We start from the raw sequence: 22,977 nt of genomic DNA on the forward strand, positions 1-22,977 counted from the left end.
GAGTTCTCAAGGAACGGACGCTTCCTTTGTACTCACCCTCTCGGGCTTTCCTCCGGGCTTTCGTTCTTGCGTTTCCGACTCTATCAGAGTCAGTCTCGCTTGCTTTCCAGGTCCTTCGCTTTCGCGTTTTCCCTTTCCGGCGGTGCCGACTCTATCAGAAGTTTTCCACCGGATTTCCCGGCTTCAGATTCCTGAATGAGGAGTCGACTGTGCCCCATCGGAATTCAATTCCTTGGGGGCGAGAAAGATCTTAAACCATCACTGCCGAACTTGTCCAGTTCGAGGCAACCGTTCGAATCTACCTCCCCACCGCGGCTGTGTCAACAGTCGCTGCGGGACGACGAGGAGACTAGCAGCTGAGCGGGGTCGTACGCACATCAGGCCGCGGTGGGCAGCGTGGCCGCCTGGTCGGCGGCCTCCACGTCGCCCACCTCGCCGGCCCGCGAGGCGCGGCCGCCCAGGACGTAGACGTACGCCAGGAACAGGGCCTCGGCGACGACGCCGATCGTGATGCGGGCCCAGGTGGGAAGGCCGGACGGGGTCACGAAGCCCTCGATCAGGCCCGATACGAACAGGACCACCGCCAGTCCGATCGCCATGCCCAGCGCGGCGCGGCCCTGTTCCGCGAGGGCGGCGCGGCGGGTGCGGGGGCCGGGGTCGATGACCGTCCAGCCGAGGCGGAGGCCGGTGCCCGCCGCCACGAAGACCGCGGTCAGTTCGAGCAGCCCGTGCGGCAGGATCAGGCCGAGGAAGACGTCGAGGCGGCCCACGGAGGCCATCAGGCCGATGCCGACGCCGAGGTTGAGCATGTTGAGGAAGAGGATCCAGAGCACCGGAAGGCCCAGGAACGCGCCCAGGACCAGGCAGATCGCGGCGGCCTGGGCGTTGTTCGTCCAGACCTGGGCGGCGAACGAACCCGCCGGGTTGCTGGAGTAGTACGTCTCGTAGCCGCCGCCCGGCTTCGTGAGCGCCTTCAGGTCCTCCGGAGCCGCGATGGCGCCCTGTACCTCCGGGTGGGTGGCTATCCACCAGCCGATGAGGACGCCGACCGCCGTGGAGATCAGCGCCGTCGGTATCCACCAGCGGCGGCTGCGGTAGACGGCGGCCGGGAAACCGGCGGTGAAGAATCGGGCCGCGTCGCGCCAGCCGGCGCGGCGGGTGCCCGTCACGGTGGCGCGGGCGCGGGCGACGAGCTGGGTCAGCCGGCCGGTGAGCATGGGGTCGGGGGTGCTGGACTGGATCAGCGAGAGGTGCGTGGAGGCCCGCTGGTAGAGCGCGACCAGCTCGTCCGCCTCGGCTCCGGTCAGCCTGCGACCGCGGCCGAGGAGCTGTTCCAGGCGGTCCCATTCCGCGCGGTGGGCCGTCACGAAGACGTCGAGATCCATCCGGTTTACCGCTCCCCTGCCCCAGGACCCTGCTTCTACCGTGGTCAGCTTGGCAGACTGGATGACCCAAGGGGCGGGTCCGGTCACGGGAAAGGTGTGCAGGGTGAGCGATCTGGTGACGGGGGACGCAGTCGTCCTGGGGCTGCGGCCGGCGAGGCTGCCGAGCCGGGCGCTGGCGATCTTCCTCGACCTGCTGGTGTACCTCACCGGGTACCTGCTGGTTTCGATCGGGCTGACCCTCGCGACCGCCTCGCTGGATCCGGCCGCGCAGGCCGCGGTGTCGGTGGCGAGCTTCGTGCTGGTACTGGTCGGTGTGCCGATCGCGGTGGAGACGCTGTCCCACGGGCGCTCGCTCGGGAAGCTCGCCTGCGGGCTGCGGGTGGTGCGCGACGACGGCGGGCCGATCCGCTTCCGGCATGCGCTGGTGCGCGGGGCGATGGGCGTCGTGGAGTTGCTGGCGACCTTCGGAGCCGTGGCCTGCATCGCGTCTCTGGTGTCGGCGCGGGGGCGGCGGCTCGGGGATGTGTTCGCGGGCGCGCTGGTCGTCCGGGAGAGGGTGCAGGGGCCTGCGGTGATGCCGGTACCCCCGCCGCCGCCGTGGCTGGCCGGGCGGTTCTCCGGACTGGACCTGTCGGCCGTGCCGGACGGACTGTGGCTGGCGGTACGGCAGTACCTGACGCGGATGAACCAGCTCGACCCGCAGGTGGGCGCCGCGATGGCGGCGCGGCTCGCGGACGATCTGGTGGCGCGTACGGGGGCGCCGGCGCCGATCGGCGTGCCGGCCGCCGCGTTCCTGATGGCGGTGGTGCACGAGCGCCAGGCGCGGGACGCGGCCCGCGCCTTCGGTCCCGGTCCGGGTGTTCCCGTGGTGGGCCCCGTCGCTCTGCATCCCGCGATGCCCGTGCCGCCTGCTGCGCCCGTGACGTCGGTCGGCAGTCCGGCCGTGGGCCCGGGCCCGGCCGAGGCGGCGCCTGTCGTTCCCGCCCCCGAGCCGGTGCGCCGGACCGGTTTCGCCCCGCCGGCCTGATCCTGGCCGGCGGGGCCGGGCACCTGGGTGCCCTCCGGGATCAGACCGACCAGCGCTCGCGCATCGTCGCGATCTCGCCCTTGGCGTTGAGGGTGATCTCGTAGACGTTGCCGTAGCAGCCGAAGGGCTCCTTGATGTTGCGGTGGTCCTGGCTCAGGCAGCCGTCGATGTGCATCGACAGTTCCTCGCGGGTGACCGGCTTGTACTGGCCGGGGCCGGCGCTCAGGGCCAGCTCGGCCTTGATGTCCGTGGGGAGCTTGTAGCCCTTGGGGTCGCCCTCGCCGTGGTAGATCCAGTCGTTGGGCGTGCACTTCGGCTTGGCGTCGAAGGCTTCGACGACGCTGATGTCGCGGTGGAGGCCCACCTCGATCATCTTGACGCCCGCGGGCAGCGTCGGCGGCTTGCCGCAGTCGTTCTCGCCGCCCTGGGCGTCGCCGCCCTTGGCGCCCTTCGAGGGCTTCGCGGCAGCGCTCGGCGCGGCGGAGGCGGGCGCGGAAGCAGCCGCCGAGGGCGCCTTCGACGAGGAGGCCGCGGCCCCGTCCTCCGTCGGGCCGCACGCGGTGAGACCTGCTCCCAGCGCGGCGCAGAGCGCGATGGCGCCCATGACATTCCTGGTTGAGCTCATGTGGAATTTCCCCCGTGTCAATGTTTGTCGTGATCATGATCGATCGACGACGGGTGTTCTACACCAGGAACGGGCGGAAGATCCAATCGGCGAAGAGACCCTTGCAGGAGCGCCACCGCGTCAGTCCTCGAACGTGGAAGGCGGGGTCTCCAGGTGTTCGAGTTCGATGCCCGGCGCCGCGAGGACCACGTCGCCGGCCAGGTGGACCGCGTGGACCTCGCCGGTGTCCAGGGCGGTGACCCGGTACTCGTCCACCACGAGCGGGCCGCTGTCCGTCGCGTGCTCGGATCGCCCCAGCAGGGCCCATGCCTGGTCGACCGTACGGGGGGCCAGCACCGGGTCGGTGAGCGCCACGAGCCGGACCCGGGTGGCGGGGGCGCCGGGGGTCAGGCGCAGCAGGCGGGCCGTCGCGACGAGGAACGCCGGCGAGGTGCCGGTGAAGCCCGCGGCCTGGACGTTGCCCTCCGTGGCCCCGGTGCCGGCGGGGTCGGAACGCACCCAGGTGACACCGTCGATGGCGGCGCCGCGCACCTGCCAGCCGGCGGCGTTCACTTCGAGGCGGATGGGGCGGCCGAGTTCGTCGATCGCCAGGTCGACCGAGCCGCGGTGGTCGCCGTCCGGGCCGGTGCGCTGGGCGACGTAACGCCAGCCGGAGGGGCCGGGCGCGCAGTGGAAGTGCTCCTCGCCGAGGGGGGTGTGGTCGTGCGGGTCGTGGAGCGAGTAGCGGCCGCGGGGCATGGGCGGGGGTCCTTGCTGGCGTACGGGGCGTGCGTATGGGTCGTGCGTACGGGCCAGGCCCCCGGCACGGGTGCCGGGGGCCTGGCTCAGGCTTGCGGATCCGCGGGGATCAAGGGATCAGTAGCGGTAGTGGTCCGGCTTGTACGGGCCCTCGACCTTGACGCCGATGTAGTCGGCCTGCTCCGGACGGAGCGTCGTGAGCTTGACGCCGAGGGCGTCGAGGTGGAGGCGGGCGACCTTCTCGTCGAGGTGCTTGGGCAGCACGTAGACGTCGGTCGGGTACTCCTCCGGCTTGGTGAAGAGCTCGATCTGGGCCAGCGTCTGGTCCGCGAAGGAGTTCGACATCACGAAGGACGGGTGGCCGGTCGCGTTGCCGAGGTTCAGCAGGCGGCCCTCGGACAGGACGATCAGGACCTTGCCGTCGGGGAACTTCCAGGTGTGGACCTGCGGCTTGACCTCGTCCTTGACGATGCCCTCGACCTTGGCCAGGCCGGCCATGTCGATCTCGTTGTCGAAGTGGCCGATGTTGCCCACGATCGCCTGGTGCTTCATCTTGGCCATGTCCGAGGCCATGATGATGTCCTTGTTGCCCGTGGTCGTGATGAAGATGTCGGCCGTCTCGACGACATCGTCCAGGGTGGCGACCTGGTAGCCGTCCATCGCCGCCTGCAGCGCGCAGATCGGGTCGATCTCGGTGACGATGACGCGCGCGCCCTGGCCGCGGAGGGACTCGGCGCAGCCCTTGCCTACGTCGCCGTAGCCGCAGACGACGGCGACCTTGCCGCCGATGAGGACGTCGGTGGCGCGGTTGATGCCGTCGATGAGGGAGTGGCGGCAGCCGTACTTGTTGTCGAACTTCGACTTGGTGACGGCGTCGTTCACGTTGATCGCCGGGAAGAGCAGGTCGCCGGACTGCATCATCTCGTAGAGACGGTGCACGCCGGTGGTGGTCTCCTCGGTGACGCCGCGGATCTCGGACGCGAGCTGCGTCCACTTCTGCGGGGTCTCGCCGAGGGTGCGGTTCAGCAGGGTGAGGATGTGGCCGTACTCCTCGGAGTCCGCGGTGGACGGGTCCGGGGCGGAGCCGGCCTTCTCGAACTCGACGCCCTTGTGGACGAGAAGGGTGGCGTCACCACCGTCGTCGAGGATCATGTTCGGGCCGCCGGTGGGGGTGTTCGGCCAGGTCAGCGCCTGCTCCGTGCACCACCAGTACTCCTCCAGCGTCTCGCCCTTCCAGGCGAAGACGGGGATGCCCTGCGGGTTCTCCGGCGTGCCGTTCGGGCCGACGGCGATGGCGGCGGCCGCGTGGTCCTGGGTGGAGAAGATGTTGCAGGAGGCCCAGCGGACGTCGGCGCCGAGGGCGACCAGCGTCTCGATCAGGACGGCCGTCTGCACGGTCATGTGCAGGGAGCCGGTGATGCGGGCGCCGGCCAGCGGCTGCGTGGCGGCGTACTCCTTGCGGATCGACATCAGACCGGGCATCTCGTGCTCGGCCAGGGTGATCTCCTTGCGGCCGAAAGCGGCAAGGGAAAGGTCGGCGACCTTGAAGTCCATGGGTGCTGCTCCTCCTGGTTCGAGAGGGTGGGTACGGCTGAGCCGCGCATCGTCCGTGGGACGGTGCACCGAGCACTCAGTCCGTCGGGGGCCCTCTCTCCCCTCGGCCGGTCGCGAGGACCGCCCGACCGCCATCAGCAGCGACGCCTGACACTGATGACGAATCTACACCGGTCGGTCGAGCGCGCCCCAGCGGGCCGGGAAGCAAGTCGCCGCGCGAAACGGCGCGAATCCGCGCGAACAGCCGCGCGCACAGGGGCCGTCCGGCGGGCGGCGGTCCCGGAGGCGCTTCGCGGGATCCGGCGGACGGCACCCCTCCGCGTACGGGGCGGGGTGCCGTCCGTACGATCTCCCACCGCACGTACCGCGGTTCGGGAGGGACACGTACATGGAGAGCAGGCCGGGGCGAAGACTCGGGATCTGGGCACTGGCGTTGCTGGTGCTCGGCGGGGTGCTGGCCCTCGGGACGGCGGTGACGACCGCCTTGTTCATCGGGGACGGGTACGCGTCCCGCCACGTCCCGAGCGAGTCGATGGACCCGACGTACCGGCGCGGCGACACCGCCTACTTCAAGCTCGGCGGCGGGGGCGGCATCCGGCGCGGGGACGTCGCCCTGATCTCTGCTCCGGCCTGGGTCCGGGAGGGGGACGTCGTGAAGCGGGTGGTGGCGCTGGGCGGTGACCGGATCTCGTACAAGCCGGGCGACCCCGCGCTGAAGCTCAACGGCGTGCCGCTGGACGAGCCGTACCTGAAGGACCGGTCCACACCGGCGACGGCCGCCTTCGACGTGGCCGTGCCCGAAGGGCGGATGTTCGTGATGGGCGACAACCGCGGCAACTCGTACGACTCGCACCTGCGGCTCTCCGACCACGACGGGACCCTGCCGGTCTCCGCGATACGGGGCAGGGCCGTCGCGGCACCCGTGGGCTTCCTGGCGGCCGGGGCGGCGGGCCTCCTCGGGATCGCCGTGTTCCTCGTCGGCGGCGGGCTGGGCGTCGCGGCCCTCGTGGTGCGCAGGCGGGCGCGGCGGATGCTCATGGCCGGCTGGTAGCACCCGCCGCGCAACGTCCGTACGGACGAGGGCTCCCGCGGTGCGTCCGCGCTGCGGGGGCCCTCATACGGCGTCAGCCCTTCGCGGCCGCTTCCGCGTCGTAGATGTCGGGCTCCAGGTAGATCACGCGGGCGATCGGGACCGCCTCGCGGATCCGGGCCTCCGCTGCGTTGATGGCATTGGCGACCTCGGTCGCCGTGTCCTCGTGCCGGACGGCGATCTTGGCTGCGACCAGGAGTTCCTCGGGGCCGAGGTGGAGGGTGCGCATGTGGATGACGCGGGTGACGACGTCGCCGTCGACGAGCGCGGCCTTGATCTTCTCGACGTCCTCCGCGCCCGCGGCCTCGCCGAGCAGCAGGGACTTGGTCTCGGCGGCCAGCACGACCGCGATGAGGATCAGGAGGGTGCCGATGCAGAGGGTGCCGATGCCGTCCCAGACGCCGTCATGGGTGGCGAGCGCGATGCCGACGCCGCCGAGGGCCAGGACCAGGCCGATGAGTGCGCCGAAGTCCTCCAGCAGGACCACCGGGAGTTCGGGGGCCTTGGCGCGCCTGATGAACTGGGTCCACGACAGGGCGCCGCGGAGCTCGTTCGACTCCTTGATGGCCGTACGGAAGGAGAACCCCTCGGCGATGATCGCGAAGACGAGCACGCCGATCGGCCAGTACCAGTCCTCGATGGGGTGCGGGTGCTGGATCTTCTCGACGCCCTCGTAGATGGCGAACATGCCGCCGACGGTGAAGAGCACGATGGAGACGAGGAAGGCGTAGATGTACCGTTCGCGCCCGTATCCGAAGGGGTGTTGCGGCGTCGCCTCGCGCTGGGCCTTCTTTCCGCCGAGGAGCAGCAGCCCCTGGTTCCCGGAGTCGGCCAGCGAGTGGACGCTTTCCGCGAGCATCGACGACGAGCCGCTGAAGACGAAGGCCACGAACTTGGCTACAGCGATGGCGAGGTTCGCGGCGAGTGCCGCCACGATCGCCCTGGTTCCGCCCGACGCGCTCATGGGTTTCCGGAGTCCCTTCCTTGGTGCGGCGGCCCTGCCCGGGGCGCCGCGCTACGGCCGCACATTGTTGCAGCCGTAGCCGTATCCGTATCCGCGGGCGCTGTGTCAGACGGCGACGGTGGCACGGAAGATCGTGCCGATACCGGACAGTTCGACCGTTTCACCCGCCGGGATGAAGACCGATTCCCCGGGGACCAGGGTCATTTCGCCCGCTTTCGGGCGGCCCGCCGTGCAGAGCAGGATCTGCGGGGCGGCGTCCGGGAGGGCGTGGGGCGCGGCGCCGGGGGCCAGGGCGAAGCGGGAGAGCCGGAATTCGTCGATGGGACTCTCGTAGACCTCCTCGCCGTTGCCCTCGGGCCGCTGCACGGCCGGGTCGCCGGGTTCGAGCCGCACGATCTTCAAGAGCTCGGGCACGTCCACGTGTTTGGGGGTGAGCCCGGCGCGCAGCACGTTGTCGGAGTTGGCCAGCAGTTCCACACCGAGGCCGTCGAGGTAGGCGTGCGGGACTCCGGCGCCGAGGAACATGGCCTCGCCGGGCTGGAGTCGGACGTGGTTGAGGAGCATGGCCGCGATCACCCCCGGGTCGCCCGGGAAGTGGTGGACGAGCGAGGTGTACGGCGCGTACGGGCCTGCGCGGTGCTCGATGGCGGCGCCGGCCTCCGCGACCGTACGGGCCATCTCGGCGCGGTCCGCGGTCAGTACGGCGGTGAGCATCTCGCGCAGGGCCGCTTCCTCCGGGTGGGCCCGGAGCAGATCGACGTACGGCTTGAGGGAGTCCACCCCGAGGCCGTCGAGCAGGTCGGCGGCCTCCAGCGGCGCGCGGAAGCCGCACAGGCCGTCGAAGGGGGTGAGCGCGCAGATCATCTCGGGCTTGTGGTTGGGGTCCTTGTAGTTGCGGTGGGGCGCGTCGATCGGGATCCCGCGGCGCTCCTCCTCGGCGTAACCCGCCTTGGCCTGCTCCAGGTCGGGGTGGACCTGGAGGGAGAGCGGGGCACCGGCCGCGAGGATCTTGAAGAGGAAGGGCAGGTGGGGGCCGAACTTGGCGACGGCGGCAGCGCCGAGCTCGCGCTCGGGGTCGGCGGCGATGACGTCCGCGAGGGTGGTCTCGCCGGCGCCGCGGTCGAGGCGCGACGGGGCGCCGGGGTGCGCGCCCATCCACAGCTCGGCCTGGGGCTCCCCGGTGGGTTCGACACCGAGGAGCCCGGGGATCGCGGTGGTCGATCCCCAGGCGTAGGGGCGGATCGTGTTCGTCAGGCGGTCCATCTTCGTCCGTCTTCCTGGATGAAGGGCCGGCACGGTGGTGTGCTCAGCCGTGTCCCCTGCTCGCCAGCGCCAGGTAGGCGGTGGCGAAGTCCGTGACGGCGAGGAGCTCGGCGAGCTGTTCCAGTTCGCTGCCTTCCTCTGGTTCGAGCTCGCTGATGGCCGTGTCGTGGCTGAGCGCGAGCTCGCGCGCGGCCGGGGCGGCGGTGAGGCCGCCCGTGGGCCGGTCGCGCAGCAGGACGACGCGGGCACGGAGGGCCTGGGTCTCCTCCACGCGGTCACGGAAGAAGTCTTCGGGATCGGCGCCGGCGGCGAAGGAGCCGGCGAGCAGGACCCCGTGGGCGGGCAGCGCCTCGGGGAGGTCGGCGGCCAGTGCGGGGCGGCCCGCGAGTTCGGCGAGGGTGGCGGCGAAGCGGCGGCCGGCCGGGCCTGCGCCGGCGCCCTCGCTCCAGATGAGCGGGAGGGAGTCGGCGAGCTCGGCGGCGAGGGTCTTGGCCGGGTTGGAGTACGTGGCGATGGCCGGTCCGCAGCGCTCGGCAGTGCGGTCGAGCCGGTCGGCGACGCGCTGGAGGGTCTCCGGGGCTGCGGTGATCAGCCCGACCTTGTCGAGGAGCAGGAGCAGCGGGGTCAGCAGGGCCCACAGGGCGCCGGGGCCGGCCGCGGCGGACTCGTCGTACTCCTGGTACGGGGCCTTGGCCATCGGTACGAGGAGCCCGTGGGCGCCGTCGACGGCCTCGCTCAGCGGGGAGCGCTCGGGCGCGACGGCCACGACGGTGCAGCCGCGCCGGTAGGCCTGCTCGGCGAGGACGGCGAGCCCGGGTTCGGTGCCGTCGGTGGTGGCGAGGAGCAGCAGGTCGACGGAGCCGACCCAGCCGGGCAGCGCCCAGCGCAGGGCTCCGGCGGCGTGTGCGACACCGGTGGGGTGCAGGCGGGTGACGGGAGCGGAGGCTCCGGCGAGGGCGCCGAGCAGGTCGGCGACTCCGGTGGCGGCGGTGCCGGCCCCGGCGATGAGGACGGCGCGGGGCCGGCCGTCGGGACGCAGGTCGGCGAGACCCGCCTCGGTCGAGTGCCGGGCTGCGGTGCGGACTCTGGCCCCGGCCTCGGCGGCTCCGCGGAGCAGGCCGCGGCGGTCGGCGCGGGCGAGCTCCTCCGGTGCGTCGAGGAGCGACTCGTCGAGCATTGCGGCCTCCGGCTGGTCGGGAAGGGCGGGCGACTCGGTTGCTCGGGCGCCCGGCGCTGCGACGGGCGCCCTGTGCCTGTGGCCTGGCCGGCCCGGTGGACGGGGCCGGGCCGGTGATCGGGCCGGTGCGGCCGGACCGGGGCCACGGTGGCCTGGGCTCGGGCGGGGCGGCGGCTCAGGCGGGGCGGCGGGCCTCGTCGACGAGGAGGACCGGGATGCCGTCGCGGACCGGGTAGGCGAGGCCGCAGTCCCGGCCGGTGCAGATCAGCTCGGGGGCCGTCTCGTCGGCCGACTTGTCCTCAAGGGGCGAGTGGCAGGCGGGGCAGGCGAGGATCTCCAGAAGGCCGGCTTCGAGCGGCATGGGGCGGTTCCCTTCGAACATGCGGATTGGGCGAGGTCAGCGTACCGCCGGGCCGCACGTCGCGCGGCCCGGCGGTGACACGGCGCTTACGCGCGGACGAGTGCGAGGACCTCGTCGCGGACCTTGGCGAGGGTCGCGGGGTCGCGCGCTTCGACGTTGAGGCGCAGCAGCGGCTCGGTGTTGGAGGCGCGCAGGTTGAACCACCAGTCGGCGGAGCTGGCGGTCAGGCCGTCGAGCTCGTCGAGGGTGATTCCCTCGGCGGAGCCGTACGCGGCCTTGACGGCGGCGAGGCGGTCGGTCTGGTCGGCGACGGTGGAGTTGATCTCGCCGGAGCCCTCGTAGCGGTCGTAGGAGGCGACCAGCTCGGACAGGGGGCCGTCCTGGCCGCCGAGGGCCGCGAGGACGTGGAGCGCGGCGAGCATGCCGGTGTCCGCGTTCCAGAAGTCCTTGAAGTAGTAGTGCGCCGAGTGCTCGCCGCCGAAGATGGCGCCGGACTTGGCCATCTCCTCCTTGATGAAGGAGTGGCCGACGCGGGTGCGGACGGGGGTGCCGCCGTGCTCGCGGACGACCTCCGGGACGGACCAGGAGGTGATCAGGTTGTGGATCACGGTGCCGGTGCCGCCGTTGCGGGCCAGCTCGCGGGCGGCGACCAGGGCGGTGACGGCGGACGGGGAGACGCCCTCGCCGCGCTCGTCGACGACGAAGCAGCGGTCGGCGTCGCCGTCGAAGGCGAGGCCGAGGTCGGCGCCCTCGGCCTTCACGCGGGCCTGGAGGTCGACGATGTTCTTCGGGTCGAGGGGGTTGGCCTCGTGGTTGGGGAAGGTGCCGTCCAGCTCGAAGTACATCGGGACGACGTCGAGGGGCAGGCCCTCGAAGACGGTGGGGACGGTGTGGCCGCCCATGCCGTTGCCCGCGTCCACGACCACCTTCAGCGGGCGTACGGCGCTCACGTCGACGAGGGACTTGAGGTGCGCGGCGTAGCCGGCGAGGGTGTCCTGCTCGGTGACCGTGCCCGGGACGGTGCCGTCCGCGACGGCGGGGGCTCCCTCCTCGGACCACTTCTCGACGAGCTCGCGGATCGTGGAGAGGCCGGTGTCCTGGCCGACGGGGGCGGCGCCGGCCCGGCAGAGCTTGATGCCGTTGTACCGGGCCGGGTTGTGGGAGGCCGTGAACATCGCGCCGGGCAGGTCCAGGATGCCGGAGGCGTAGTACAGCTGGTCGGTGGAGCACAGCCCGATCAGGGTGACGTCCACGCCGCGGGCGGCGGCGCCGCGCGCGAAGGCGCCGGACAGGGCGGGCGAGGAGGGACGCATGTCGTGGCCGACGACGATGGCCGTGGCGCCGGTGACCTCCACGAAAGCAGCACCGAACAGCTCGGCCAGCGACTCGTCCCACTCGTCCGGTACGACACCACGTACGTCGTACGCCTTGACGATGTTCGAAAGATCTGCGGCCACTGCCTGCCCTCCTGAGGTCCTGTGCGGTGGAGCAAACCTACCCTGCACGGAGAGCGACTTTTCAGACCGTGTGTATGTCAGGAGTCGGGCGAACGCAGGACGCGCAGGTGTCCCCTGCGGGTCTCCCCGGTGCTGCTGCCACCGCTGCCCGGACCGGTTCCGCCGGCTTCGGCGGCACGGTCGTGCGGGCGGGCCGCTTCGCGGACGGCGTTCGCCAGGGCTTCGAGGTCGTCGCCGCTCGGGCGGGACGGCGCGGAACCGTCGGTGAGGCGCACGACGTCCCAGCCGCGCGGGGCGGTCAGGCGCTCGGAGTGCTCGGCGCACAGGTCGTAGCAGTGGGGTTCCGCGTAGGTGGCGAGCGGACCGAGAACTGCGGTCGAATCGGCGTAGACGTACGTCAGTGTCGCGACGGCAGGGCGGCCGCACGCGGTGCGCGAACAGCGACGTACAGGGCTCACGACGTTGGACGGTACCGCACTCTTGACCGGGCCGCGACGACTCTCCCGCAGGCCACTCCCCGTGTCGTGCCCCCGGCGGGGCGCGGCGGGTCCGGAAAGACCCGGGTGGGAGGGGCTCTGACGGCTACGCTGCGAGGGTGACGGACAGCCCCCTGCCCCCCATCCCGCCCCGTTCCGCCGAGCCCCCCGCCGAGCCGCGGCCGCGCCGTCGCGACCGGCACGGCCGCGGGATGCGGGGGCCGCTGGCTCCGCCGCAGGTGCCGCTGTCGGCGAGCCGGACGGAGTTGTTCGGGGACCTCGTACGGGATTCGGTCGAGCGGCTGGAGCGGCGCTGGCCGCAGCTCGCGGAGGTGGAGTTCGTGGTCGCGGACGTCCCGGGGCCGCCGGGCGGTCCGGACGCCGGCTGGAACGACGAGGCGGTGCCGCTCGGTGTGCTGTCGGAGCCGGCGGGGCCGGGGATGCCGGCGCGGGTCGTGGTGTTCCGGCGGCCGGTGGAGATCCGTACGAAGAGCCGGGACGAGCGGGCGCTGCTCGTGCACGAGATCGTGGTGGAGCAGGTGGCGGAGCTGCTGGGGCTGTCGCCGGAGACGGTGGACCCCCGGTACGGCCAGGACTGACCGCCGCCGGGGCCGGCGCCCGGGACCGGCTTGCCCGGGACCGGAGCGGTCCCGGGGACCGGAGCGGGGCTACCGGGTCAGGACCGTGAGGTCCTGGGCGGCCTTGGGGACCGAGACCATCGCGTGGTCGTCCGACACCGCCTGGATCGTGAACATCGGGACGCCCTCGTGGGGCAGGGTCAGGGTGCGGGCCGCGAAGACGGGGCCGCCGGAGACGGTCTCGACCGTCAGCGCGTAGGCGCCCTTGGCCCCGGCCGGGGCCAGTGACAGCGTCTGCGTGGTGCCCGCCTTGACCGTGACCTCCTTCGAGGCCGGCTCCCCGGCCTCCGTGCCGGGCGAGGCCGTCACCTTGACCTTCGCGTCGGTGCCGCCCGCCACCGTCAGCGAGAGCACCGTCGCGTTCTCGTCGGCCCGGTTGTCGGCGACCGTGGCCCGCGTCCCGACCGGTGCGGCCGCCGGGACGAAGCCCAGCTCCTGCTTGGCGCCGCTGCCGCGGACCACGCGGACGGCCGCCACCACCGGCACGGCCTTCTTGCCGCTCGCCGGGGTCAGCAGCAGCGAGCCCGCCTCGCCGCGGGTCACGTCCTTGAGGTCGACGCTCGCCGTCATGCCGCTCTTGAGGTGCAGCTGCTCGTTGCCCGCCGGGCTGATCGAGCCGTTCGGCCCGGCCAGCTTGACGGTCAGGTCCGCGTCCTCCTCGCCCGGAGCGAAGGCCACCAGCCGTACGGAGGCCGCGTCCGCCGGGATCCCGGGCAGCACCAGCGAGCCCGCCGGGTCGGCGGAGGCCGGCAGCCAGTCGGCGCCCACCCCCTCCTCGCCGACCTGCACGGAGGCGCCGACCCGGCCCGCCCGGGTCGTCACGTGGGCGGTGACGTCCGCGAGCTGGGCGCCGGGGGCGAGGGAGGCCAGCGAGACGGCCTTGGTGGACTTGGGGTCGATCCGGATGTTCTCTCCGGTGCCGCCCTCGGACTTGACCGCCCCGTCCGGGCCGAACATCTTGATGTCGATCACGGCCGCGGTGTCGTCCGGATTGGTCAGGTGAACGTAGTCCTCGCGCCCCTTGGCCGTGCTCGCGCCGGGGAACCAGAAGTCGGTGCCGGGGGTGGTGCAGCCCACGCCGAGGACGCCGCGCGCCCGGCCGACCGAGACCTTCGTGGTCTGCTGCGCGGTCCAGCCGGGGGCCAGGACCCCGTCGGCGACACCCGTCAGCGCGGGCGCCTCCGCGCCGGAGGCGGTGGCCCCGGCCGGCTTGCCGCGCCCCTTCAGCTCCAGCACCGGCTTGGCCTCCTTGGTCGCGCCGAGGAGCCGGGCCGTGCCCTTGCCCCCGGCGCCGGATCCGCCGGGGGTGAACGCCGTGTACGTGGTCTCCGCGATGTCCGATGAGCTGGGCGCCGGGCACACCAGCGCGGACCGCTCCACCGGCATCCGGGCCGCGGCCGCCGCCTTGGCGTCGGCGGCCGGGGCGGAGGGGGCGGCGAGGTAGCCGACGCCGGTGACGGCCGCCAGGGCCGCGGCCACCGCCGCCAGCGTCAGGGGTGCGCGCTGCTTCACTGCTGGGGGCTCCCGTCCGGACGCGGATCGTGCTGTCCGTAGGTGTCGTACGGCTGCTCGTGGGGCGGGTAGGGGTACGGCGGCTGCTGCGGGTACCCGTGCCCGGCGTCGTAGCCCTGCTGCGGGTACGGGTACTGCTCGTACTCCGGGGACTGCGCGGGCGCCGGCACGTACGGCTGCTGGGGCTGCTGGGGCTGCTGCTCGTACGCGTAGCCCTGGTCGCCGTACGCCGGGTACGCGTAGGCCTCCTCGCCGTACACCGGCTGCGCCGGGATCTCCGCGTACGGATCGGCGACCGCGCCCGAGGGCTCCTCGACGGCAGCCGCGGACTGCGCCTCCGCTCGCAGCCGGCGGGCCCGGCGGCCTTCGCCGGCCTCGCCCGCCGCGGGCCGGTCGGCGGCCTCCGCCTCCTCCTCCGGCAGGTCGTCGTCGAGGCTCGCCCGGCGGCCCGGCAGGGCCATCACGAGCAGCACGAGCGCGAGCAGGCCCTGGGCCCAGTGCCAGGCGGTCCGGGTCAGGGCGTCCTCGTGGACGAGGTCGAGGCGGCCGCCGGCGGCGGGCAGTTCGAAGCCCTGGGCCCAGCCGTCGAGGGTCTTGGGCTTGAGGGGCTTGCCGTCGAGGGTGGCCTGCCAGCCGGGGGCGGTGCTGTCCGCGATGCGCAGCACGCGGCCCGCCTCGCCGGCCGGGATCTTGGTGTGGACCTCGACGGGGCCGGAGGCGACCGGGATGGGGGCCTCGCCCGGCTTGCCGGAGACGATGGCGGCGCGGGCGACCTGGCGGTCCACCCGCCACAGGGCGCTGCCGTCGAGCTGGCTGAGGCGGCTCAGGCCCGGGGTGGTGTCGAGGACCTTGCGCATCTGCTGCGGGGCCCCGTCGCGGACCAGGATGTAGCGGATGGCGAAGCCGCTGAGCTGGTCGCTCTGGTCGGCGCCGGAGCCGGCGACGAGGCTGGAGACCACCTTGTCGAGCCGGGGGCTGCTGCCGGCCGCGGCGGCGACCTCGGCGTCGCCGAGGCGGCCGCCGGAGCCGCGGACCAGGGTGTAGGAGACGGTGGCGGGCGAGGTGCCGCCGAGGACGAGGGTGCGGGCCTGGTCGCGGGTGCCGCTCTCCTCGGCGACGAAGGCGGGGACCTGGACCGGGTCGCGCCGCTCCAGCGGGCCGTCGGCGCCGCTGATCATCCAGCCGGCCGCGCCGAGCAGCGGGCCGGCGGCCGCGGCGAGCGCGATCAGCGCGGCCAGCGGCTGGCGCCAGCCGAAGCTGCTGGCGGCGACCCGCTCCTTGGCGCCCTCGGCGCCGACCGCGGCGGCGGCGAGGAGGGCCAGGCCCTGGACGAGGGTGGCGGGCCCGGCCCAGCCGGTGCGGTTGACGACGACGGCCAGGAGCATCCCGGCGAGGGCGGCGGCCCAGGCGGTGCGGACGGCGAACCGCCGCTCGGCGCGCAGCAGGGCGGCCAGGGCGGCGAGGACGATGCCGACGAGCAGCAGGCCGCCGGCGGTCCGGGGGCCGCCGGGGCTGATGCCGAGCAGGTCCAGGGCGGTGGCCGAGCCGGACCCGAACGGCAGTCCGGCCTCCTGCAGGAGCCGGCCGGGGTGCGTGAGCAGGCTCAGCGACCAGGGGGCGAGCACGAGGAGCGGGACGGCCAGGGTGGCGAGCAGCCGCAGCCCGTACGTCTTCCACTCGGCGCGGCGCAGCACGAGGGCGGCCGTCCCGAGGCCGGCGGCCAGCGGCCACACGACGGGGGTGAATGCGGTGGCCAGCGTCAGGAGCAGGGTGTACGTCCACACCGGGCGCCAGCCGGCCCGCTCGCCCTCGGCCGCGCCGAACCCGAAGGCGGTGACGGCCGAGCGGGCGATGAGCGGGAGCAGGACGGCGAGGACCGCGGTGCCGAGGCGGCCGCCGGCGAGGGCGCCGGTGACGGCGGGCAGGAAGGCGTAGGCGACGGCGGCCCAGGCGCGCAGCAGCCGGGACTCGACGAGCGGCCGGGAGGCGAAGTAGGCCGTGAGCCCGGCGAGCGGGACCGAGCAGACCAGTAGCAGGGTGAGCGCGGCGGCGGTGGAGCCGAACAGCAGGGTGGCGAAGGCGCCGAGGACTGCGAGGTAGGGGGGCGCTCCGGCGGTGGAGCCGGCGGCGACGGGCTGCCAGTCGTCGGTGTAGCTGCGCCAGAGGGCGAGTCCGCTGTCGGGGGCGGGCAGCAGGGCGCCGCCCATCAGGGAGCCGCCGCCGAGGAGGGCGCGGCAGGCGATGACGGAGACGAGCAGGAGGAGGGCGAAGAGGACGGGCGCGGGGTTGCGGGCGATCCGCTTGAGGCGCGCGAACTGTTCGATCTCCAGGTAGTCGGCGTCGTCGCCGCCGGGGCCGGACTCGACGGCTCCGCCGTGGCGGCCGATGGCGGCCGTGTCGGTGTCGCGGTCGCCGCCGAAGTACCCGGCGAGCTGTTCGGCGTTGGCCCGCAGGCTGGCGCCGGGCGGCGGGAAGAGGGGGCGCAGTTCCTTGGCGGGGACGGCCGGGCGGCCCCGTCTGCGACGGGCGCCGAGGATCCGGCCGGGGCGCAGGAGGGTGGCGAGGAGGCCGGTGATCTCGTCGACGGCCTGGCCGGGGGCCTTGCCGACGAGGTAGGCGAGGGTGCGCAGGACGGTGCCGACGAGGATGCGCAGCAGCACGTACGGCAGGGTGCGGCCGGAGCTGTTGACGAGCACCGTGTAGACGGCGCCGGCCTTGTCCACGCGGTGCGGGCTGGCGCTGGTGCGTCCGGCGCAGTCGACGGTGCGGCGCTCGCGGGCGGAGGCCTCGGCGTGGCGCATGACGGCGTCGGGGGCGACGAGGACGGTGTGGCCGGCGCTCTGGGCGCGCCAGCAGAAGTCGACGTCGTCGCGCATGAGGGGCAGGCGGCGGTCGAAGCCGCCGAGGGCGTCGTACACGTCGCGGCGTACGAGCATGCCGGCGGTGGATACGGAGAGGACGGGGCGGATCTGGTCGTGCTGGCCCTGGTCCTGTTCGCGGCGGTCGAGGCCGGTCCAGCGGCGGCCGCTGCGGGCGATGGTGACGCCGGCTTCGAGGAGCTGCTTCTTGTCGTACCAGCCGCGCAGCTTGGGGCCGATGACGGCGGCGTCGGGGTTCTCCTCGGCGACGCGCAGCAGTTCGGTGAGGGCGTCGGGCTCGGGGGCGCAGTCGTCGTGGAGCAGCCAGAGCCACTGGACGGGTTCGCCGTGGGGGAGGTCGGGGAGGTCGTAGGCGTCGTCGCGCCAGGTGCGGCTGACGGGGTCCCAGCCGCTGGGGCGCTTGAGGTACGGGAGGTCCTCGGGGCTCAGGGTGCCGGCGTTGCGGACGGCTTCGTCGACGGCGGCGCCGAAACCGGTGCGGCGGGCGAGGTGGAGGACGCGGTCGTCGCCGAGGGCCTCGCCGAGCAGGCGCGCGGATTCGTCGGCGCTTCCGGTGTCGGCGGCGACATGGCTCTGGGCGGGGCGTTCCTGGCCGAGCAGGCCGGCGAGCGTCTTGGGCAGCCAGCGGGCGCCGTCGTGGGCGACGAGGACCGCGGTGACGACGTGCCGGGGGAACTCGGGTGTGGCGGCAGCCTGGTAGGAGGCCGTCGACTGGCTGTGCAGGGACATCGCTCTACTGGCCCTCCGGCCTGGGGGTCCCCCCTGACGCGGTCCGTGTGGGGGCACCTCCCAGCGGTAGCTGGGGGAGTGGGTCCGGGGTGGTGTGCTCCCGGAGGCTGCTGGACAGCGCCCCACACTAACGGCTGGAAACACAGCGGTCCGCCTCCTGCGGGGAAGGTGCAGGAGGCGGACCGTTTGCTCTGCTCATTGCTTTGTTCTGCGTACTGCTCTGCGCACTGCTGCGTGCGCTGTTCCGTGTGCTGCGGGTCGTGCCGTGCGGTCTGCCGTGGGCGCCGGGTCGGGGGCGCTCCGGCTGTTTCAGACGGCGGCCTTTTTCAGCCGTCGGCGTTCGCGCTCGGACAGGCCGCCCCAGATGCCGAACCGCTCGTCGTTGGCGAGTGCGTATTCGAGGCATTCGGAGCGGACTTCGCAGGCGAGGCAGACCTTCTTGGCCTCGCGGGTGGAGCCGCCCTTCTCGGGAAAGAAGGACTCGGGGTCGGTCTGGGCGCACAGAGCGCGCTCCTGCCATCCGAGCTCTTCGTCCGCCTCCTCGACCAGCAGTTCCTGAAACAGCTCGGTCATGTGCGCCCCTCGCTCTGTCTGTGCGTCCCCGTGTTGTTGCCGTCACTGATCGCTACGTAACGACACGAGTGAAATTACAAGTGGGGGGCTCCAGCGCAGTCAAGCCGAGATCTGCTATTGGGCCCCTTATTCACTCTGCGGAACCAAGCGTATGCAGAAAGTGTTCATATCGCCAAAAATCGTGACACATGCAACCGGCGCCCCACTGTGCCCGTGTTCACCCGCAATCGACGTGTCCCCCGGGGGTGCGGTTGCGATCAAGCCAAAGAAGCGGCGCAGATCACATTCCGGTCACGAGATGGCGCGTCGGGTTTGGAAGGGGTCACGGCGTGATGTGGAGCGCCATCTCCCCTGCACCGGATTGCACAAACCTTTCTCCCGGCACAGCAACCGGATCAGATGAAACTTTCGCGACAAACGAGGCATTGAGTTGACAGTCCGGCCTCCGACCCGGTCTCCTTGTCCCCATGTCAGTGACCTCGGCCTCCACCCGGACCCCCATTCGTGGGTTCCTGAGTGCTGCCCAGGTTCGCTGTTGCTGTTGCAGCTGTTGATGCCTTCGGAGCCTCGGCTCCCCTGAGCTCCGGCCACCCCCACAGCGACCGCCAGCACGACTGACATCCGTCGAGGACTCCCCCACGATGAACAGCACCCCCCTCACCGGCGAGAGCGACCTCCAGATCGCCGGCGACATCCTCTCCGTCCAGCACCTGCTCCAGCCCGCCCGCGAACACCCGGCCACCGTCGCCGAGTTCGTCGGCCTCGCCCGCTCCATCGCCGCGAACCGCGCCGAGTGGGAGCACCTGGTCGAGTACGACGCCACCACCCGCTGGTACCACCGGCTGCGCACCGGCCCCGGCTACGAGGTCTGGCTGCTCAGCTGGGTCCCCGGCCAGGGCAGCGGCCGGCACGATCACGGCGCCTCCTCCGGCGTCCTGACCGTCCTCGACGGCGAGCTCACCGAGCACGGCCCGCGCGGACCGCTCACCCTCGGCGCCGGCTCCCAGCGCGTCTTCGCCCCCGGCTACACCCACGAGGTCGTCAACGACACCCTCGACGGAGCGGTCAGCCTGCACGTGTACTTCCCGGGCCTGACCGAGATGCCGATGCACAACTGCTCCCCGGCACGCCCCGAGGCCCTCTCGGTCTGACCGGCCCGCGCGCCTGACACACTGCCGTGCATGCGCATTGTTGTTCTGGCCGGCGGCATCGGCGGCGCCCGTTTCCTCCGCGGACTCAAGTCGGCGGTTCCCGACGCGGACATCACGGTCATCGGCAACACCGGTGACGACATTCACCTGTTCGGGCTGAAGGTGTGCCCCGATCTGGACACGGTGATGTACACCCTCGGCGGTGGCATCAACGAGGACCAGGGCTGGGGCCGCACCGACGAGTCCTTCACCGTCAAGGAGGAGCTCGCGGCGTACGGGGTCGGCCCCTCCTGGTTCGGCCTCGGCGACCGGGACTTCGCCACCCACATCGTCCGTACGCAGATGCTCGGCGCGGGCTACCCGCTGAGCGCCGTCACCGAGGCGCTCTGCGACCGCTGGCAGCCCGGGGTCCGGCTGCTGCCCATGTCCGACGACCGCGTCGAGACCCACGTCGCCGTCACCGACGCCGACACCGGTGAACGCCGGGTCATCCACTTCCAGGAGTACTGGGTCCGGCTGCGCGCCGCGCTCGACGCCGAGGCCGTCGTACCCGTCGGCGCCGAGCAGGCCAAGCCCGCGCCCGGCGTGCTGGAGGCCATCGCGGCCGCCGACCTGATCCTCTTCCCGCCGTCCAACCCGGTCGTCTCCGTCGGCACCATCCTCGCCGTGCCCGGCATCCGCGAGGCCGTCGCCGCCGCCGGGGCGCCCGTCGTCGGCCTCTCCCCCATCGTCGGGGGCGCGCCCGTGCGCGGGATGGCCGACAAGGTGCTGGCCGCCGTCGGCGTCGATTCCACGGCCGCGGCCGTCGCCCGGCACTACGGCAGCGAACTCCTCGACGGCTGGCTCGTCGACACCGCCGACGCCGACGCGGTCGCCGAGGTCGAGGCCGCCGGGATCGCCTGCCGCGCGGTGCCGCTGATGATGACCGACCTGGCCGCCACCGCCGAAATGGCCCGCGCCGCGCTGGCCCTGGCGGAGGCCTCCCGGTGAGCGTCCCCTCGTACGAGGTGCGTGCCCTCGCCGGGATCCCGGAGGTCCGCCCCGGCGACGACCTCGCACGGCTCATCGCGGACACCGGGCCCGGGCTGCGGGACGGGGACGTCCTGCTGGTCACCTCGAAGATCGTCTCCAAGGCGGAGGGCCGGATCGTCCGCGCCGATTCCCGCGAGGACGCCATCGACGCGGAGACCGTACGGGTCGTCGCGCGCCGCGGCCCGCTGCGGATCGTCGAGAACCGGCAGGGGCTGGTCATGGCGGCGGCCGGCGTCGACGCCTCGAACACCGAGCCGGGGACGGTGCTGCTGCTGCCCGAGGACCCCGACGCGTCGGCCGCCGCGATCCGCGCCGGCCTGCGCGAGCTGCTGTCCGTCGACGTCGGCGTCCTCGTGACCGACACCTTCGGGCGGCCGTGGCGCTCCGGACTCACGGACGTGGCGATCGGCTCCGCCGGGGTGCGGGTCCTGGACGACCTGCGCGGCGGCACGGACGCACACGGCAATCCGCTGAGCGCGACGATAGTGGCGACGGCGGACGAGCTGGCCGCGGCCGGAGACCTGGTCAAGGGCAAGGCGGCCGGGCTGCCGGTGGCGGTCGTACGCGGGCTCGGGCACGTGCTCGGCGAGGGTTCCTCCGCAGCCGACCTGGTGCGCCCGCCGGCCGACGACATGTTCCGGCTGGGCACCTCGGAGGCGGTGCGGGAAGCCGTGACGCAGCGCCGTACCGTACGGGCCTTCACCGCGGAGCCGGTGGACCCGGGTGCCGTCCGCCGTGCGGTGGCCGCGGCGGTGACGGCGCCGGCGCCGCACCACACCACGCCGTGGCGGTTCGTCCTGCTGGAGTCCGAGCCGGCCCGGCGGGAGCTGCTGGACGCGATGCGGGACGCCTGGGTCGAGGACCTGCGGCGGGACGGCAAGTCGGAGGAGTCCATCGCCAGGCGGATCCGGCGCGGGAACGTACTGCGCCAGGCCCCGTACCTGGTGGTGCCGTGCATGGTGACGGACGGCGCGCACGACTACGGGCACGCCCGGCGCGATGCGGCGGAGCGGGAGATGTTCGTGGTCGCGATGGGCGCGGGCGTGCAGAACTTCCTGGTCGCGCTGGCCGGGGAGCGGCTGGGCTCCGCGTGGGTGTCCTCGACGATGTTCTGCCGGGACGTGGTGCGCAAGGTCCTCGGGCTGCCGCAGGACTGGGACCCGATGGGGGCGGTGGCCGTGGGCCACGCCGCGGCGGCTCCGGCGGAGCGGCCCGCCCGGTCGGCGGAGGCGTTCATCGAGGTCCGCTAGTCGGCGGTCAGAGCCTGCCGATGTCCGTCTTGCGCATCTTCGGGGCGCGGCGGGGCGGCGCGTGGCCCGCGAGGAGGACGAGGCGGGCCGCGCGGTGGCGCTGGCCCGCGTACGGCGCCAGCAGCTCCAGCATCTCGGCGTCGTCGGCGTCCCGGTTCCCGGCGAGGGCGTAGCCGATGATGCCGGGCAGGTGCAGGTCGCCGGTGGTGACGGCGTCGGCGGCGCCGTTGCTGCGCTGGAGGGTCTCGGCGGAGGTCCAGGGGCCGATGCCGGGTACGGCCTCCAGCCGGGCGGTGGCCTGCGGGAGCTCCATGGCGGAGGCCTCCTCCAGGCGGTTCGCCACCCGGGCGCACCGGACGATCGCGGCGGAGCGCTTGGCGTCGACCCCGGCCTTGTGCCAGTCCCAGGACGGGATCAGCGCCCAGGTCCGGGCGTCGGGCATCACGTACAGGCCCGGCGGGCCGTCCGCCGGACCGGGTGCGGGGTCCCCGTACCGGCAGACCAGGCGCCGCCAGGCGCGGTACGCCTCGTCGGTGGTGACCTTCTGCTCCAGGACGGTCGGGATCAGGGACTCCAGGACCAGTCCGGTACGGGTGAGGCGGAGCCCGGGGCGGCGGCGGTGGCTGGCGTGCAGGAGGCGGTGGCGGGGGACGAAGGCGGCGGGGTCGTCCTCGGCGCCGAGGAGGGCCGGGAGGCCGTCGAGCAGCCACTCGGCGCCGGGACCCCAGGCTTCGGCGTACGCGGTCCCGGTGCTCCGGCGGAGGGACACGCGGAGGGTGGCGGGCCCCTGGGGGGTCCGGCTGGTCTTCCAGACGGAGCCGTCGGGGGTGGTGCGGAAGGTGGGGTCGCCGGGCCCCCGCCGCAGCGGCCCGAGCGTCAGCCCGAGATCCACGCCTTGGCCGGAAGCCCACTCCCGGGCCCGGGCGCCGGCCGCGGGGCCGGCGGGGCCGGCCGGCGGGTGGACTCCGGCCGGCTGCGGTGGGGTGCCTGCGGGCACGGTGGTGCGGCCGCCGCGGACGGCGGTGCGGGTGAGGGGGTCGAAGCGGCCGGCCATGCCATTGAGCGTAGCCCTGCGGGGCTTGTCCCCTACCCGCCC

At 73.2% G+C, this 22,977-nt stretch carries 20 protein-coding genes; 6 read left to right on the top strand and 14 right to left on the bottom strand.

Translation table 11 applies throughout. From position 1 onward, the window contains the following. Positions 1-377: 377 nt before the first annotated feature. Complete coding sequence (locus ABTY04_RS32345; RefSeq protein WP_352217002.1) at positions 378-1,385, bottom strand: stage II sporulation protein M; 1,008 nt, start codon at positions 1,383-1,385, stop codon at positions 378-380. Positions 1,386-1,488: 103 nt separating this feature from the next. On the opposite strand from ABTY04_RS32345, the gene ABTY04_RS32350 reads away from it, so the two are divergent. After that, the gene (locus ABTY04_RS32350) at positions 1,489-2,412 is read left to right on the top strand and encodes an RDD family protein (protein ID WP_352217003.1); all 924 of its coding nucleotides are present in this window, start codon (positions 1,489-1,491) and stop codon (positions 2,410-2,412) included. A 40-nt stretch (positions 2,413-2,452) separates the two neighbouring features. Here the strand turns inward: ABTY04_RS32350 and ABTY04_RS32355 are convergent, their stop codons facing one another. The 3 genes from ABTY04_RS32355 to ahcY form a co-directional block, all read right to left on the bottom strand. Continuing rightward, positions 2,453-3,037 carry a hypothetical protein gene (locus ABTY04_RS32355; protein WP_352217004.1) on the bottom strand — a complete coding sequence of 195 codons (585 nt, stop codon included), beginning with the start codon at positions 3,035-3,037 and terminating at the stop codon, positions 2,453-2,455. A 120-nt stretch (positions 3,038-3,157) separates the two neighbouring features. Beyond that, entirely contained in the window at positions 3,158-3,775 is a 618-nt protein-coding gene (locus ABTY04_RS32360) for a hypothetical protein (protein WP_352217005.1), read from the bottom strand. Positions 3,776-3,892: 117 nt separating this feature from the next. Next, entirely contained in the window at positions 3,893-5,329 is a 1,437-nt protein-coding gene (gene ahcY, locus ABTY04_RS32365; RefSeq protein WP_352217006.1) for an adenosylhomocysteinase, read from the bottom strand. A gap of 388 nt (positions 5,330-5,717) precedes the next feature. Between ahcY and lepB the strand changes: the two genes are divergently transcribed. Beyond that, positions 5,718-6,380, top strand: coding sequence for a signal peptidase I (lepB, locus tag ABTY04_RS32370; RefSeq protein WP_352217007.1), 663 nt, complete (start codon positions 5,718-5,720; stop codon positions 6,378-6,380). A 73-nt stretch (positions 6,381-6,453) separates the two neighbouring features. On the opposite strand, the gene ABTY04_RS32375 is transcribed toward lepB, so the two are convergent. The 6 genes from ABTY04_RS32375 to ABTY04_RS32400 all read right to left on the bottom strand — a co-directional run bounded on the left by ABTY04_RS32375 (position 6,454) and on the right by ABTY04_RS32400 (position 12,150). Then, positions 6,454-7,383 carry a cation diffusion facilitator family transporter gene (locus tag ABTY04_RS32375; protein ID WP_352217008.1) on the bottom strand — a complete coding sequence of 310 codons (930 nt, stop codon included), beginning with the start codon at positions 7,381-7,383 and terminating at the stop codon, positions 6,454-6,456. Between the two features lie 105 nt (positions 7,384-7,488). Next, the gene (gene manA / locus ABTY04_RS32380; RefSeq protein ID WP_352217009.1) at positions 7,489-8,646 is read right to left on the bottom strand and encodes a mannose-6-phosphate isomerase, class I; all 1,158 of its coding nucleotides are present in this window, start codon (positions 8,644-8,646) and stop codon (positions 7,489-7,491) included. Between the two features lie 43 nt (positions 8,647-8,689). Beyond that, positions 8,690-9,823: an SIS domain-containing protein gene (locus ABTY04_RS32385; protein WP_352217010.1), complete on the bottom strand. Its 1,134-nt coding sequence runs from the start codon at positions 9,821-9,823 to the stop codon at positions 8,690-8,692. Positions 9,824-9,998: 175 nt separating this feature from the next. Beyond that, the gene (locus ABTY04_RS32390; RefSeq protein WP_054222355.1) at positions 9,999-10,184 is read right to left on the bottom strand and encodes a Trm112 family protein; all 186 of its coding nucleotides are present in this window, start codon (positions 10,182-10,184) and stop codon (positions 9,999-10,001) included. Between the two features lie 86 nt (positions 10,185-10,270). Next, on the bottom strand, positions 10,271-11,641 hold the full coding sequence (locus ABTY04_RS32395; RefSeq protein WP_352217011.1) for a phosphomannomutase/phosphoglucomutase: 1,371 nt from the start codon (positions 11,639-11,641) through the stop codon (positions 10,271-10,273). A gap of 77 nt (positions 11,642-11,718) precedes the next feature. Then, positions 11,719-12,150, bottom strand: a complete 432-nt coding sequence (locus ABTY04_RS32400; protein WP_352217052.1) for a DUF3499 domain-containing protein — start codon at positions 12,148-12,150, stop codon at positions 11,719-11,721. 86 nt (positions 12,151-12,236) lie between these two features. Between ABTY04_RS32400 and ABTY04_RS32405 the strand changes: the two genes are divergently transcribed. Next, positions 12,237-12,716 (top strand): metallopeptidase family protein, encoded by a 480-nt coding sequence (locus ABTY04_RS32405; protein WP_352217012.1) that lies wholly within the window; start codon positions 12,237-12,239, stop codon positions 12,714-12,716. 69 nt (positions 12,717-12,785) lie between these two features. Here ABTY04_RS32405 and ABTY04_RS32410 read toward each other — a convergent pair whose 3' ends face one another. From ABTY04_RS32410 to ABTY04_RS32420, 3 genes are all read right to left on the bottom strand, one after another. Further along, on the bottom strand, positions 12,786-14,267 hold the full coding sequence (locus tag ABTY04_RS32410) for a DUF5719 family protein (protein WP_352217013.1): 1,482 nt from the start codon (positions 14,265-14,267) through the stop codon (positions 12,786-12,788). Then, positions 14,264-17,875 (bottom strand): glycosyltransferase family 2 protein, encoded by a 3,612-nt coding sequence (locus ABTY04_RS32415; protein ID WP_352217014.1) that lies wholly within the window; start codon positions 17,873-17,875, stop codon positions 14,264-14,266. The genes ABTY04_RS32410 and ABTY04_RS32415 overlap by 4 nt, the downstream gene beginning before the upstream one ends. 309 nt (positions 17,876-18,184) lie before the next feature. Beyond that, positions 18,185-18,448, bottom strand: a complete 264-nt coding sequence (locus ABTY04_RS32420) for a WhiB family transcriptional regulator (RefSeq protein ID WP_003983763.1) — start codon at positions 18,446-18,448, stop codon at positions 18,185-18,187. Positions 18,449-19,089: 641 nt separating this feature from the next. Here ABTY04_RS32420 and ABTY04_RS32425 point away from each other — a divergent pair. Genes ABTY04_RS32425 through ABTY04_RS32435 form a run of 3 tightly spaced genes read left to right on the top strand, consistent with a single transcriptional unit; the run spans position 19,090 to position 21,881 of the window. Then, the gene (locus ABTY04_RS32425; protein WP_352217015.1) at positions 19,090-19,599 is read left to right on the top strand and encodes a cysteine dioxygenase; all 510 of its coding nucleotides are present in this window, start codon (positions 19,090-19,092) and stop codon (positions 19,597-19,599) included. Between the two features lie 30 nt (positions 19,600-19,629). Beyond that, positions 19,630-20,589 (top strand): 2-phospho-L-lactate transferase, encoded by a 960-nt coding sequence (cofD, locus tag ABTY04_RS32430; RefSeq protein WP_352217016.1) that lies wholly within the window; start codon positions 19,630-19,632, stop codon positions 20,587-20,589. Beyond that, on the top strand, positions 20,586-21,881 hold the full coding sequence (locus ABTY04_RS32435) for a coenzyme F420-0:L-glutamate ligase (RefSeq protein ID WP_352217017.1): 1,296 nt from the start codon (positions 20,586-20,588) through the stop codon (positions 21,879-21,881). The genes cofD and ABTY04_RS32435 overlap by 4 nt, the downstream gene beginning before the upstream one ends. Positions 21,882-21,888: 7 nt before the next feature. Here the strand turns inward: ABTY04_RS32435 and ABTY04_RS32440 are convergent, their stop codons facing one another. Beyond that, on the bottom strand, positions 21,889-22,935 hold the full coding sequence (locus ABTY04_RS32440) for a DNA-3-methyladenine glycosylase family protein (RefSeq protein WP_352217018.1): 1,047 nt from the start codon (positions 22,933-22,935) through the stop codon (positions 21,889-21,891). Positions 22,936-22,977 lie beyond the last annotated feature (42 nt).

Source organism: Streptomyces sp. NPDC097981 (assembly GCF_040302565.1).
GTDB lineage: Bacteria > Actinomycetota > Actinomycetes > Streptomycetales > Streptomycetaceae > Streptomyces.